A 13,865-nucleotide genomic window follows, 5' to 3' on the forward strand; every position below is an offset into this window, starting at 1 on the left:
TATGGATATCAAAAAGCTTGCCCCTTCCTCTGGTTTTAGTTTGGCAATTCCTGAGCGTGAATCCATTCTAAGCAAACGTGCATATATTGCCCTTGCTGCATTAACCCTTTGTGTGCTCATTGGTGTGCCAGTATTTTCTTTGCTAGTTCCTGAAACAAGCATGTTTTATATGTCCGCCTATGCGCTGACATTGATTGGAAAAATTATGTGCTTTGCAATTGCTGCTCTAGCGCTAGATTTGGTATGGGGGTATTGTGGAATTCTCAGTCTGGGACATGGCTTGTTCTTTGCCATTGGTGGCTACATTATGGGTATGTACCTCATGCGCCAGATTGGTACTGATGGCGTATACAAAAGTGAGCTCCCGGACTTCATGGTGTTTTTGGACTGGAAAGAGTTGCCCTGGTTTTGGAAAGGGAGTGATCATTTTTGGTGGATGCTCTTGATGTTGATTCTGGTTCCTGGGTTAATTTCATTGGTGTTTGGATACTTTGCGTTCCGCTCCAGAATTAAAGGCGTGTATTTCTCCATCATTACCCAAGCTTTGACTTATGCTGCAATGCTGTTGTTCTTCAGAAACGAAACTGGCTTTGGCGGCAATAATGGCTTTACTGACTTTAAGCGTATTTTGGGCTTTTCCATTAGTGCGCCAAGCACACGTGTAACGCTATTCCTAATTACTTTCTTGGTGTTGCTGGGTAGCTTTATTCTTTGCCGTGCGTTAATTACTTCCAAGATGGGTCGTGTGATTACTGCCGTTCGGGATGCGGAGTCGCGTTTAATGTTTTGCGGCTACAACCCACTGGGGTTCAAGCTGTTTGTTTGGGTGGTCTCTGCCATTTTGTGCGCGATAGCTGGAGCCTTATTTGTTCCTCAGGTTGGCATCATTAATCCAGGAGAAATGTCACCAACCAATTCAATTGAAATGGCAATTTGGGTTGCTGTTGGCGGACGTGGAACTCTCCTGGGCCCTATCATTGGCGCCTTTGCAGTCAGCGGTGCGAAGAGCTTTTTTACTGCAAACTTTGCAGAATATTGGCTATTTTTCTTGGGATTGATGTTTGTTCTGGTGACATTATTTTTGCCAAATGGATTGTTGGGCATTTATCACCAATTCTTTAATAAGAAGGGTGGTTCTAAATGAGCGCACACTTTTTAGAAAAAGGAATTGATACCTCCCATACTGGAATTTTGTATGTTGAGGATCTCTCGGTTAATTTTGATGGTTTTCAGGCAATTAATAAATTATCACTGACGATTGATTTGGGTGAGTTGCGCTGCGTCATTGGTCCAAATGGCGCTGGTAAAACAACCTTGATGGATGTTATTACTGGTAAAACCCGCTCAAATATCGCTGATATTGATGGCTCTGTTTATCTTGGCTCTACTATTGATCTCATGACTATGAATGAGCCTCAGATTGCCCAAATTGGTGTGGGTCGTAAGTTCCAGAAGCCTACTGTATTTGAGCATCATCCTGTTTGGGAAAATCTTGAGCTTGCCATGGCTGGCGATAAATCTTGGCATCACTCTTTGCTTGCCAAAATAGATTTTGAAGGACGTCGCTTAATGGAGGCTGTGCTTGCATTAACGCAGCTCGAATCTGAGGCCTATCGTGAAGCCGGCCTTCTTTCTCATGGTCAAAAACAACGTCTGGAGATTGGCATGTTGCTCATGCAGCAGCCAAAGTTATTGTTGCTGGATGAGCCTGTTGCAGGCATGACCGATGAAGAGACTATGCGCCTGGCTGAATTGCTCAATTCATTACGTGGCCAGTGCTCCATGATGGTTGTAGAGCATGATATGGAGTTCGTGGCCGCTTTAGCTGGAGAGAAGGGTAAAGTTACTGTACTGGCTGAAGGTTCGGTATTAGCCGAAGGTACTCTAGATGAAGTGAAGCGCGATGAGCGTGTGATCGAATCTTATTTGGGGCGTTAATCATGTTGATCGTTAAGGACCTCAATCAGTATTACGGCGGCAGTCATATCCTGCGTAATGTCAATTTTGAAGTACCCAAAGGCCAGTTGACAAGTCTACTTGGTCGCAATGGTGTGGGCAAGACTACCTTACTGAAAGCCTTAATGGGTGTAGTGAAGGTAAAGACGGGTTCAATTGCTTGGGATGGTAAAGAGCTCGTGAATATGTCGCCATGGTCAAGAGTTGACAATGGCTTTGCTTATGTTCCTCAAGGCCGAGAAATATTTCCTCGGCTAACAGTGGAAGAAAACTTGCTGATTGGCGCCGCAAAATTTTCTAGTCCGAAGAATATTCCTTCCTATATCTACGAATTATTTCCGATTCTCTCGGATATGAAGGCTCGTCGTGGAGGAGATTTATCTGGTGGACAGCAGCAGCAGTTAGCAATTGGTCGCGCCCTGATGTCCCAGCCCGAACTGATTATTTTGGATGAGCCTACGGAAGGCATTCAACCATCGATCATTCAAGATATTGGGCGCTGTTTGCGCAAGTTAGTAGATGAGATGGGCATTACTGTTTTGTTGGTTGAGCAGTATTACGATTTTGCTAAAGAGCTCTCAGATAACTATATTGTGATGCGTCGTGGTGAGGTGGTTGCGCAGGGTAAAGGCGCTGATATGGACATTAACGGTGTCCAGGAGATGATTTCGGTTTAAAGTGGATACTCATATCCACTGAGATGGTTTAACCACATGTTTTTGGCTCCAGATAACGCAGTAAAACAGCTCTTTAGGTCTCTAAGTCCTAGTTGGCTAGCTAAGCTGAGCCTGTCTTATGAGCGCACCGCAATCGGCACGGTCCTTAAGAGAAGTTTGCATGAAGGTCCATTGCGAGTTCAGAAAGCGTTGTACCCGGAAGGGGATGATATCTGCCATACGGTGATCATTCATCCGCCAGCTGGTATTGCCGGTGGCGACACCTTAGATATCAAGGTTTCTATTGGCGCGAACTGTCATTCAGTGTTATCAACACCTAGCGCAACGAAGTGGTACAAATCCTTTAAAAATCCAGGAACTCAAAATATCCAGTTTGAATTAGGAGATGATGCGAAGTTAGATTGGCTGCCTCAAGAAAACCTTTTTTTTAAGGGATCAAACGCCAATGCTATTACCAAGTTAAATCTTTCTTCCAGCGCTTCTTACATCGGTTGGGATGCTCTGATGCTCGGGCGTCATGCATCTGGCGAAGAGTGGTCTAGCGGCCATGTTCATGTATTGAATGAAATTAGGCGTGACGGTAAGCTAATATGGGTTGAGAATGGCCATATTGACGCAGAAGATCTTTACTCGAAGTCTCTTCCCCAATTGGGTCATTGGCCAGTATGCGCCACTTTAGTCGCTATAGGACCAAGATATTCTCAGGATTTACTTGAGCAGTTATCTGCGATGATGCCTTGGAATGATGTGATTAGGGCAGGCATTACTTTGATGCCGCAAGGTGTTTTGGTCATGCGTGCGGTATCAACGGATATTGAGCTGACAAGAAATTTGATGATTGAGATATGGACTATATTAAGACCAATCATTCATGGTGTAACAGCTCAGCCATTGAGGCTTTGGGCTTCTTAAAATAGTTATAGAGGTGAGATATGGAATTAACGCCACGCGAAAAAGATAAATTGCTGATATTCACCGCAGCGCTCCTAGCAGAGCGAAGGAAGGCTAGGGGTCTAAAGCTGAACTATCCAGAGTCGGTTGCTTTAATTAGTGCTGCCATTATGGAGGGGGCTCGCGATGGAAAAACGGTTGCCCAGCTCATGCATGAAGGGCAGACCATTCTTGCTCGTGATGATGTCATGGAGGGTGTCCCAGAGATGATTCCAGATATTCAAGTTGAAGCAACTTTCCCCGACGGTACTAAGCTGGTTACTGTCCATAACCCAATTGTTTAGGAGGCTATTGAGATGAGAGTTCTTAATAAAAATAGATTGATGGCTGTAACTGGCTTTCTAAGTGCGTTATTTTCAAATCTGGTTTTTGCTCATCCAGGGCATGATCTTTCTGTAAGCTTTATGTCTGGCTTATTGCATCCATTTAGCGGTCTAGACCATTTCCTTGTGATTGTGCTGGTTGGATTTTGGAGTGCATTTGTATTGAAGAAAATCTGGCTTGGACCAAGCGTATTTATGTTTGGTATGTGCTTGGGCGTCTTAGCTGGATTAGTCGGAATACCTATGAATTTCTTTGAATTTGGTATTGCTACATCAGTAATTGTGATTGGTTTGTTGTTGATGATAAGAAATCAATATTCGCCAAAAGCAATTTTGCTCTTGATTGGTGCCTTTGGCATATTCCATGGTTTTGCTCATGCCCAATTACTCGCAGATTCATCGCTTGCTATTTCATTGGTAATCCAGGACGTCGCTGGGTTGGTCCTTGCAACTGCTGCATTACATTTGTTGGGAGTCCTATTAGTAAAACTTCTTAAAGAGAAAACAACTGTTATCGCGAAGATGACTGGTTTTGCTAGCGTGATCTACGGTTGGGTGTTGATAAGCCAGCTTTCATTTGCATTGCTGGGCGGAGCATCAGTATGAGTTCATCGGTGGGTTCAAGCAATGAGCGATTTATTCCTGGGCAGATGTTTGTTGAACCTGGGGATATTGAGCTCAACGTTGGCAGAAAAACACTTTTACTTGAGGTTTCAAATAGTGGCGATCGACCAGTGCAAATCGGTTCGCACTTTCACTTTTATGAAGTGAATGACGCCTTATTATTTGAGCGTGAAAAAACAAAAGGGTTGCGCCTTAATATTGTTGCTGGTACAGCGGTTCGTTTTGAGCCTGGCCAAAAACGCACTATTGAATTGGTCGAAATTGCAGGCGATCAGAAAGTGTATGGCTTTGCAGGTCGTGTGATGGGGGGTGTGTAATGGCTAAGGTAAGTCGTCAAGCCTATGCTGAGATGTTTGGCCCAACTGTTGGCGATCGCTTAAGGCTTGCTGATACTGGCCTCATGATTGAGGTTGAAAAAGACTTCACCATTTACGGGGAAGAGGTCAAGTTTGGTGGTGGCAAGGTGATTCGTGATGGCATGGGTCAAAGTCAGAGACAGTCAAAAGATTGTGCTGATACCGTGATCACCAATGCCGTCATCATTGATCACTGGGGAATTGTTAAGGCCGATATCTCTATTAAAGGTGGTCGGATTTCAGATATTGGCAAAGCGGGTAATCCTGATATTCAGCCAGGCATTACATCCGTCATTGGCCCTGGCACAGAAATTATTGCGGGCGAAGGCATGATTGTGACTGCAGGTGGTATCGATACCCATATCCACTTTATTTGTCCTCAGCAGATTGAAGAGGCTTTAATGTCCGGAGTGACCACCATGATTGGTGGTGGAACTGGGCCTGCGACCGGTACTTTTGCAACGACTTGCACTCCTGGCCCATGGCATATCCAAAGAATGTTGCAATCCATCGATGCTTATCCAATGAATATTGGATTATTGGGCAAAGGAAATGCCAGCTTGCCAGCCGGCTTGCGTGAGCAGGTTGACGCTGGCGCAATTGGCTTAAAACTTCATGAAGACTGGGGCACTACACCTGCGGCAATTGATTGTTGCTTGAGTGTTGCTGATGAAACAGACACCCAAGTCGCCATTCATACCGATACCTTGAATGAATCTGGCTTTGTGGAAACTACATTGGCTGCATTTAAAGGGCGCACTATTCATACCTACCATACAGAAGGTGCTGGCGGTGGGCATGCCCCCGATATTATTCGTGCCTGCGGTGAGTCTAATGTATTGCCATCATCGACCAATCCCACCAGACCATTTACAGTCAATACTTTAGATGAGCATTTAGATATGTTGATGGTGTGCCACCATCTAGATGCCTCTATCGCTGAAGATATTGCGTTTGCGGAGTCTCGTATTCGTCGTGAGACGATTGCCGCAGAGGATATCTTGCATGATCTTGGTGCCTTTTCAATGCTCTCTTCTGACTCTCAAGCCATGGGTCGTGTTGGCGAGGTCATTATTCGTACTTGGCAAACCGCTGACAAAATGAAGGCGCAACGCGGATTATTGCCCGGCGATACTAATCGCCATGATAATTTCCGTGTAAAGCGTTATATCTCTAAATACACTATTAATCCTGCGATTACCCATGGTATCTCGCATGTTGTGGGCTCTATAGAAGTGGGCAAGTATGCGGATTTGGTGTTTTGGAAGCCTGCATTTTTCGGGGTCAAACCCTCTTTGATACTGAAGGGCGGATCGATTGCCGCTGCAGCAATGGGTGATCCCAACGCTTCTATTCCGACACCGCAGCCTGTTCATTACCGCAATATGTTTGCAGGTATTGGACAAGGTATTCGTCACAGCTCATTAACCTTTATTTCACAATCGGCAATGAATGCCAATATTCGTGATGCCTTTGGCTTGGAAAAGCAGGTAGAAGCAGTCAAGAACTGTCGATCCATTACCAAGGCAGACATGGTTCATAACGATTGGCAGCCAAAAATTACCGTGGATCCAGAAACCTATCAAGTGATCGCAAATGGTGAATTATTAACTTGTGAGCCGGCAAAAGTATTGCCAATGGCGCAGCGTTATTTCTTATTCTAGGAAAAAGAATGCCAGAACCAATCCGTGTTGAGAAAGTGATTTCCAAAGGGCAGGGTTTAGCTAAGGCGATTTTAGCTAGAGCTCTAGAATTAAAGCTGCCATTTGAGATGCGCAATAAAAGCCGTTTTTCAGAAAAGCTATCGGATGGTCGTGAGGCGCACTTTTTTCTGCCTAGGGGTAACGTATTGACTACAGGCGATATTTTGATTGGCGATGATGGCTCTATGATCCGAATCGCTGCAGCCGATCAAGAAGTGGTCACCATTGAGTCTAAGGATGCGCATCAGTTAATGCGAGCAGCTTACCACTTGGGTAATCGGCATATTCCCGTGCAGGTGGGCCAAGGATTTTTAAGGATTGAGCCTGACTCGGTGCTTGAAGGAATGATTCATCAATTGGGTTTAGAGGCTAAGCATGAATCTGCTCCCTTTGAGCCTGAAATGGGTGCCTATGGCGGCGGACACCGTCACAGTCATGCTGAAACTTTTGATTCTGACTATGCCTTAGCTCAAAAAGTCTATGCAGAGCATGATAAGCCACATGTTCATGGGTCTGGCTGCTCACACCACCATGGCGATCACGACCATTCTCATGAGCATTGATCTAAATGAAATCACTGCATTAATGCAGTTAGCTTCACCAGCATTACCAATTGGTGGGTATAGCTATTCTCAAGGTTTAGAAGCTGCCATTGATTCTGGCTTGGTAAAAGATGCCTCAACTGCAGAGGCATGGATCAAGGATGTTTTTTTAGGCGTTTTTGCGAGATCTGAGGCGCCGCTTTGGCTTCTCTGTTATGAAGCGTGGGCTAGCAAGGATATTGACGAAGTAAATAATCTCAATGAGTATTTCTTGGTAACTCGCGAAACCTCCGAGTTGAGATCTGAAACAGAGCAAATGGGTTGGTCTTTGTTGCAAATTGCTCAATCCCTCAGTTGGGGTGGGGATAATCTTAGTAACTTAGCTGCAATTAATCCTTTGTCCCTTTTGGCGGCCCATAGCTATGCATGTTTTCATTTGAATGTTCAGACGAAGAATGGTCTTGCCGCATATGCATTTTCTTGGAGCGAAAATCAAGTGGCAGCTTCACTCAAGGCAATACCTTTAGGTCAAGTTGCAGGACAGCAGGCATTAACAAAGATCCGCTTACTTGTGCCTGAGATGGTTCAAGAGGCTGAAAAAAGAGCTAAATCAGGTTTATCAATGATTGATAATTTTTCGCCGATGTTGGCTATCTTGTCATCAAGACACGAGACTCAGTATTCCCGATTATTCCGTTCGTAAATTAAGTAAAAATATGAGAACAAAAAAGAATCCCCCGTTACGAGTTGGCATTGGCGGTCCAGTAGGATCAGGAAAGACAACTTTGCTTGAAATGCTTTGCAAGGCAATGCGTGATCAGTACGATTTGGTAGTGATTACGAATGATATCTATACAAAAGAAGACCAGCGTTTACTTACGGTGGCAGGAGCGCTAGATCCAGAAAGAATTATGGGTGTTGAGACGGGCGGCTGTCCACATACTGCTATTAGAGAGGATGCTTCTATCAATCTTGAGGCAGTTGATCGTATGCAAAAGCAGTTTCCAGATGCCGATATTATTTTTATTGAATCAGGCGGCGATAACTTAGCAGCAACCTTTAGCCCAGAACTTTCTGATTTAACAATTTACGTTATAGATGTTGCTGGGGGAGAAAAAATTCCTCGTAAAGGTGGCCCAGGTATTACAAGATCTGATTTATTGGTCATTAATAAGACTGATCTTGCTCCTTATGTTGGAGCATCCTTACCCATTATGGAATCGGATGCCAAAAAAATGCGCGGAGATAGACCTTTCATCATGGGTAGCGTTAAATCTGGAAATGGCTTGAAGGAGATTATTTCTTTTATCGAAGAAAAAGGACTTTTGAAGTGATAGATTTGCACTATTTCTAGCTACCTAGATAAATCCCCACCAGCGGAGCGTCTGTTGAAAGTGTTTGCGAATCAGCTTAGTGGATTTATCTGCATTTCCAGAAATGAGTGCATCAATAATTTCAAGGTGCTCAGTCATCGCTGGAATGATTCGATCAGGTAGGGGCGGTCTTGATCTTTGTATGATCCACAGGCAATCCTTGTTATGTTCGTAAGATTGTTGCGCTACCCCATTATTAATAGAGCTTCCTAAAAGCGAGTGCATTTCCCAGTCCACTTCCATTGCCTCATTTTGGAGTTTTGCATTAATTCCCTTTTGTGCAGATTTGAGTATTTGCAGATGTTTTTTCTTGAGGTTGATGAGATGCGTGATAGTGACCCTTGAATTTTCAATTAAATCTCGTGCTCCCTCTTGGTCAAAAATACTGCGTAAATGAAAACATTCCTTGATTAAGGTTGGGGAAGCTTGCATTACTACCAAACCCTTTTTGGGTAGCACTGTCAGGAAACCTAAAGATTCGGCATGTTTTACTGCCTCTCTGACGGGCGCCAAGGGAAGCTTGATGATGGTTACTAGATCCGAGATGGAAATAAATTGCCCCGCCTTTAAATTGCCATTTATTAGCAGGGATTTAAGAATTAAAAAGGCTTTATCTGCCATCAATGGAGGCTGCAATTGGCCACCTTTAGACGATTCAGTTATGGCGATATTTTTCCGCATAACTCATTATATTTGTGATTAAATGCTATCTAACATGTTAGATAGCATTTAAGTTGCACAAATTTGGGGAAATTTGCCCCATTCGAAGGCAAAAGTGCGTTCTTTCTAAGTCTAATGCAGGCAGGATTAACCTGTAGGTCACGCAAATTAAAGCAACACTTGATAGGAATAGATATGAATATTAGAAAATTGATGCGTTATGGAGTGGCTAGTTTTGCTTTGTTATCAACGCTAATCTCATTTAATGTCTGGGCAGATGCATTGGCGAATGCTAAAAAAGCGGGCGTTATCCGTATTGCAGTGCCACAAGATTTTCCGCCATTTGGAACTGTAGGCCCCGATTTAAAGCCTCGTGGATATGATATTGATACGGCCAATCTTATAGGGAAAGATTTGGGTTTGCGGGTCGAGCTTATCCCAGTAACAAGCACGAATCGTATTCCTTACCTAACTACTGGCAAAGCCGATTTAGTCATTTCGAGTTTGGGGAAGAATCCTGATCGAGAAAAGGTGATTGACTTTTCGGTGGCCTATGCACCCTTCTATAACGGTATCTTTGGGCCCACAGACATGACTGTAAAAGGTGCAGCCGATCTGGCTGGAAAAACAATCGGTGTCACGAGGGGTTCTATTGAGGATCTGGAGTTAACTAAGATTGCACCAGCAACGGCAACAATTAAGCGCTTTGAAGATAATAATTCGACGAGCTCAGCGTATTTGACGGGGCAAGTCCAACTTATTGCTACTGGCAATGTAGTGGCAGCTGCAATTAATGAGCGAACTAAGTTGCGTCGCTTGGATACAAAGTTTCTCATTAAAGATTCACCTTGCTACATTGGTGTCAATAAGGGCGAGCCAGAATTATTGGCGAAAGTAAATGAAATTATTACCAAGTCAAAGAAAGATGGATCTTTAGATCAGGTTTCTAAAACATGGTTGCAGGCTCCCTTGCCAAAAGGTTTGTAATTAATGGCTTATCAGTTTAATTTTTCTGCAATATCTGAATACAGTGATGTATTGGTGTCAGGCATTGCAGAAACTTTATTGCTGACATTCATTGGGTCAGTATTTGGTTTGGTTTTGGGTGTTGTTGGTGGGGTATCACGTGCATGGTCAATTCGCCCTTTAAAGTCAATCTTTACTGTTTATGTAGAAATAATTCGAAATACTCCTTTTCTGGTTCAACTTTTCTTTATTTTTTTTGGGTTGCCTGCTTTGGGTGTGCAGTTAAGCGACTGGCAGGCTTCAATTCTTGCGATGGTCGTCAATCTTGGCGCATATTTGACTGAGATTATTCGAGCTGGGATAGAGGCAACTCCCAGGGGTCAAATAGAAGCCGCAGAATCTTTGGCGATGACTAAGTTTCAGATTTTTTGGCATGTAGTTTTGCCGCCTTCTTTGCTTAAAGTATGGCCATCAATATGCAGCCAAATCATCATTGTGATGCTTGGTTCTTCAGTATGCTCCCAGATAGGCACGGAAGAGTTGACTTATGCCGCCAACTTTATTCAATCAAGAAATTTCCGGGCATTTGAAACTTATTTTATTGTGGCTGGAATCTATTTTATTTTGGCATTATTCATGCGCAGAATAATGATTTACCTAGGCGGTCGATTTCTCGGTGGGCAGAAAAGATGAATGATATTTCTTTGTCCGATATTGTGATGAATCTTGCCTTGGGGCTGGTTTGGACCTTTGGCTTATCAATGATAGCGTTCATCTTTGGTGGTTTGGTTGGGCTTGCGCTGTTGTTTTCTAGAATTTCAAAAAATAAACTCAGCAGAAGTTTGACAAAAATCTATATTGAGATTTTCCAAGGTACGCCGCTGTTACTTCAGTTATTCATTATTTTCTTTGGCGTTAGCTTAGCTGGACTTGAAATACCAGCATGGCTTGCTGCAGGTCTAGGGTTGACATTATTCACCAGTGCATTTTTAGCTGAAATTTGGCGCGGATGCGTTGAGTCGATTCCGAATGGGCAGTGGGAGGCATCTGCGAGCCTTGCTATGAATCATTTTGAGCAGATGAGATATATTATTTTGCCCCAAGCTTTTCGCATTTCTATACCACCAACCGTTGGATTCTCTGTGCAGGTTGTGAAGGCTACCGCAGTTACTTCAATTATTGGTTTTGTGGAATTAACCAAAACTGGAACAATGTTAGCTAACGCAACATTTCAACCATTTCTTGTTTTCGCATTTGTAGCCCTTGGCTATTTTTTATTGTGCTATCCATTGTCATTTTTGTCCAAAAGATTGGAAAGGAATCTGCATGCCGCTCGTGCAAGTTAAGGGTTTACATAAATCCTTTGGTTCAAATCATGTTTTAAAAGGTATTGATTTGGATATTGGCGAGGGGCAGGTGGTTGCTCTTATCGGCCGAAGTGGTTCTGGGAAAAGCACGCTCTTGCGGACAATAAATGGACTGGAATCTTTTGACTCAGGTTCTATAGATGTAGATGGCGAAAGGATTGATTCTCTAAATACAGATTTACGTGCTTTGCGACAAAAAGTAGGAATGGTATTTCAACAATTCAATTTATTTCCGCATAAAACTGCTGGCGAGAATGTAATGCTGGCAACCCAGGTTGTAAAAAAACTTTCGGATGCTCAGGCTAAGGAATTGGCTGCTGAGATGTTAGCTAAGGTTGGCTTATCCGATAAATTTAACTCCTTTCCGGATCAGCTTTCTGGAGGTCAACAACAGAGAGTCGCCATAGCTCGTGCTTTGGCAATGAAGCCAAGAGTTTTATTGTGCGATGAGATTACTTCAGCCTTAGATCCTGAGCTGGTGAATGAGGTGCTCGCTGTAGTGCGTGGGTTGGCATCAGAAGGTATGACTCTTGTCATGGTGACCCATGAAATGCGATTTGCCCGTGAAGTTGGTGATTCATTAATTTTTATGCATCAAGGCTTGATCCATGAGTCTGGGGAGCCAAAAGAGCTATTTTCAAATCCAAAAACACCCGAGCTCTCTGCTTTTATTAATTCTATTAATTAAATATGTCCGAATATTCTATTTTGCGCTCTAAACCATTTGTAATTCCAGATTGGGCAAAACAATCAATTAACTTAGCAGATCCTCGCCTAGGGGCCAAAGCAACTGATTGTTCTGATGATTTTTTTGCCGCTAAAGAGAGGATGCTTAATCCTGATCCAGCGATATTTATTATTGGCAAGTACGATGATCATGGGAAATGGATGGATGGTTGGGAGTCTCGGAGAAGACGTATCCCAGGAAATGATTGGTGCATTATTCAGTTGGCCGCACCAGGAAAGATTCAGGGCGTTCACATTGACACCAGTTTTTTTACAGGAAATTTCCCAACATCGGCCTCTCTTGATGGTTGTGTGGTTGGCATGGACCCTAAAAGTCCAGATAGCTGGATTAACCTCTTCGAAAAACAGAATCTTAATTCAGATAGCCATCATTTTTTCCGGATTCCGGAAGACAAGAGTCAATTAGGAATTTCGTATTTGCGGTTAAATATTTTTCCAGATGGCGGCATCGCTAGGTTTCGAGTATTTGGCAAACCTATTGGAAAAAATATATGCGATGAAAATGGATATTTAGAATTAACCTCCGCATTAAATGGTGCCTATGGAGTTGCTTGGAATGATGCACATTTTGGTGTAGTCTCTAATATGCTCTTGCCTGGAAGGGGCATTAATATGGGCGAAGGGTGGGAGACAAGAAGACGTCGTGAGCCAGGAAATGATTGGTGTGTAATTGCCCTTGCTCAAACCTCAAAACCTCTACGTTGCGAGTTAGATACGGCTCATTTCAAAGGTAACTATCCAGATAGGTTTTCCTTGCAAGGCGCTAATCTCAAGGGCGATATCGATCAGTCAGTTGATCAATCTGAAAAATGGGATTTTTTACTTCCAGAGCAAAAGTTAAATATGGATCAGCAACATTTTTATCAAGATGAATTATTGGATATTGGTCCAATTACTCATGTCAGATTAAATCTTTATCCTGATGGTGGTGTTTCCCGTATACGGTTATGGGGTGAGGTTGAGAAAAATGATTGAATCTCAGATTAAAGCTAGGTCAATTACTCGTGATGACTTCTCCCCATTTGGAGAATTGTTAATGTGCGAAGGTGCTGTTACATACGCATGTAATCAAGGTAGGGCAACCCGTTATCATGATCTACTGAAAAATATTGATGTTTCAGAAGGGGTGGGTAGGGTTGGATTGAGTATTTATAAGAGCACCCCTTCTTCTATTCCATTTAAAATTGAAGCAATGGAGAGACATCCATTGGGAACCCAGGCCTTTATTCCAATGACTATGGATCCCGAATCTAGGTATTTGGTTGCCGTTGCGCCCGCAGGTGAGTTTGATAAAAATAAAATTCTTGCGTTTATTGTTAATGGGCAAATAGGGGTTAATTACAAAAAAGGGGTATGGCATTTGCCAATTGTTGCCCTAGATACGGATATGGATTTCTTAGCGGTTGATCGTATCGGAGTCGGAATTAATTGCGATGAAACTTGCTTTTTCCCTGGCGAATTAATCATTAAATGATATGGACCGTTGCTTTAAGTAACGGTCACCCACTTTAAAAAACCTCAAGGAGTAACGAGCTATTTTGGTCGCTGCTCATAGAAGTGTGTGTAATTTCAAAGACACAGGTTGATAGATTAAATTCCTAAATCAATAAGATCTAGTCG

Annotated in this window: 18 protein-coding genes; 17 read left to right on the top strand and 1 reads right to left on the bottom strand. The window is 43.1% G+C overall.

Annotated features, from left to right (window positions below; all coding sequences use genetic code 11):
* Position 1 precedes the first annotated feature (1 nt).
* The 11 genes from urtC to ureG are packed head-to-tail and all read left to right on the top strand — an operon-like array spanning position 2 to position 8,466.
* Positions 2 to 1,144: an urea ABC transporter permease subunit UrtC gene (gene urtC, locus A9236_RS07970; protein ID WP_071464856.1), complete on the top strand. Its 1,143-nt coding sequence runs from the start codon at positions 2 to 4 to the stop codon at positions 1,142 to 1,144.
* A complete protein-coding gene (gene urtD, locus A9236_RS07975) occupies positions 1,141 to 1,938 on the top strand; it encodes an urea ABC transporter ATP-binding protein UrtD (protein ID WP_071464857.1) in 798 nt (265 codons plus the stop codon). The genes urtC and urtD overlap by 4 nt, the downstream gene beginning before the upstream one ends.
* Before the next feature lie 2 nt (positions 1,939 to 1,940).
* A complete protein-coding gene (gene urtE, locus A9236_RS07980) occupies positions 1,941 to 2,633 on the top strand; it encodes an urea ABC transporter ATP-binding subunit UrtE (RefSeq protein ID WP_071464858.1) in 693 nt (230 codons plus the stop codon).
* Between the two features lie 36 nt (positions 2,634 to 2,669).
* A complete protein-coding gene (locus A9236_RS07985; RefSeq protein ID WP_071464859.1) occupies positions 2,670 to 3,545 on the top strand; it encodes an urease accessory protein UreD in 876 nt (291 codons plus the stop codon).
* A gap of 20 nt (positions 3,546 to 3,565) precedes the next feature.
* Positions 3,566 to 3,868, top strand: coding sequence for an urease subunit gamma (locus tag A9236_RS07990; RefSeq protein ID WP_071464860.1), 303 nt, complete (start codon positions 3,566 to 3,568; stop codon positions 3,866 to 3,868).
* Positions 3,869 to 3,880: 12 nt separating this feature from the next.
* Positions 3,881 to 4,513 (top strand): HupE/UreJ family protein, encoded by a 633-nt coding sequence (locus A9236_RS07995; RefSeq protein ID WP_071464861.1) that lies wholly within the window; start codon positions 3,881 to 3,883, stop codon positions 4,511 to 4,513.
* Positions 4,510 to 4,848, top strand: coding sequence for an urease subunit beta (locus tag A9236_RS08000; RefSeq protein WP_071464862.1), 339 nt, complete (start codon positions 4,510 to 4,512; stop codon positions 4,846 to 4,848). The genes A9236_RS07995 and A9236_RS08000 overlap by 4 nt, the downstream gene beginning before the upstream one ends.
* Positions 4,848 to 6,551, top strand: coding sequence for an urease subunit alpha (gene ureC, locus A9236_RS08005; RefSeq protein ID WP_071464863.1), 1,704 nt, complete (start codon positions 4,848 to 4,850; stop codon positions 6,549 to 6,551). Before A9236_RS08000 ends, ureC begins: the two co-directional genes overlap by 1 nt.
* Before the next feature lie 8 nt (positions 6,552 to 6,559).
* The gene (gene ureE / locus A9236_RS08010; protein ID WP_071464864.1) at positions 6,560 to 7,153 is read left to right on the top strand and encodes an urease accessory protein UreE; all 594 of its coding nucleotides are present in this window, start codon (positions 6,560 to 6,562) and stop codon (positions 7,151 to 7,153) included.
* Positions 7,143 to 7,835 carry an urease accessory protein UreF gene (locus tag A9236_RS08015; RefSeq protein WP_071464865.1) on the top strand — a complete coding sequence of 231 codons (693 nt, stop codon included), beginning with the start codon at positions 7,143 to 7,145 and terminating at the stop codon, positions 7,833 to 7,835. Before ureE ends, A9236_RS08015 begins: the two co-directional genes overlap by 11 nt.
* A gap of 13 nt (positions 7,836 to 7,848) precedes the next feature.
* Positions 7,849 to 8,466: an urease accessory protein UreG gene (gene ureG / locus A9236_RS08020; RefSeq protein ID WP_071464866.1), complete on the top strand. Its 618-nt coding sequence runs from the start codon at positions 7,849 to 7,851 to the stop codon at positions 8,464 to 8,466.
* A gap of 24 nt (positions 8,467 to 8,490) precedes the next feature.
* On the opposite strand, the gene A9236_RS08025 is transcribed toward ureG, so the two are convergent.
* The gene (locus A9236_RS08025) at positions 8,491 to 9,186 is read right to left on the bottom strand and encodes a GntR family transcriptional regulator (RefSeq protein WP_143070598.1); all 696 of its coding nucleotides are present in this window, start codon (positions 9,184 to 9,186) and stop codon (positions 8,491 to 8,493) included.
* 192 nt (positions 9,187 to 9,378) lie between these two features.
* Here A9236_RS08025 and A9236_RS08030 point away from each other — a divergent pair, with 192 nt between their 5' ends.
* Genes A9236_RS08030 through A9236_RS08055 form a run of 6 tightly spaced genes read left to right on the top strand, consistent with a single transcriptional unit; the run spans position 9,379 to position 13,719 of the window.
* Positions 9,379 to 10,152, top strand: a complete 774-nt coding sequence (locus A9236_RS08030) for a transporter substrate-binding domain-containing protein (RefSeq protein WP_143070620.1) — start codon at positions 9,379 to 9,381, stop codon at positions 10,150 to 10,152.
* 3 nt (positions 10,153 to 10,155) lie between these two features.
* Complete coding sequence (locus A9236_RS08035) at positions 10,156 to 10,824, top strand: amino acid ABC transporter permease (RefSeq protein ID WP_071464868.1); 669 nt, start codon at positions 10,156 to 10,158, stop codon at positions 10,822 to 10,824.
* On the top strand, positions 10,821 to 11,477 hold the full coding sequence (locus A9236_RS08040; protein ID WP_071464869.1) for an amino acid ABC transporter permease: 657 nt from the start codon (positions 10,821 to 10,823) through the stop codon (positions 11,475 to 11,477). Before A9236_RS08035 ends, A9236_RS08040 begins: the two co-directional genes overlap by 4 nt.
* Positions 11,458 to 12,186 carry an amino acid ABC transporter ATP-binding protein gene (locus A9236_RS08045; protein ID WP_071464870.1) on the top strand — a complete coding sequence of 243 codons (729 nt, stop codon included), beginning with the start codon at positions 11,458 to 11,460 and terminating at the stop codon, positions 12,184 to 12,186. Before A9236_RS08040 ends, A9236_RS08045 begins: the two co-directional genes overlap by 20 nt.
* A gap of 2 nt (positions 12,187 to 12,188) precedes the next feature.
* Entirely contained in the window at positions 12,189 to 13,220 is a 1,032-nt protein-coding gene (alc, locus tag A9236_RS08050) for an allantoicase (RefSeq protein ID WP_071464871.1), read from the top strand.
* Entirely contained in the window at positions 13,213 to 13,719 is a 507-nt protein-coding gene (locus A9236_RS08055) for an ureidoglycolate lyase (protein WP_071464872.1), read from the top strand. Before alc ends, A9236_RS08055 begins: the two co-directional genes overlap by 8 nt.
* The last annotated feature ends 146 nt before the right edge of the window (positions 13,720 to 13,865 follow it).

The organism is Polynucleobacter sp. QLW-P1DATA-2 (assembly GCF_001870365.1).
Lineage (GTDB): Bacteria > Pseudomonadota > Gammaproteobacteria > Burkholderiales > Burkholderiaceae > Polynucleobacter.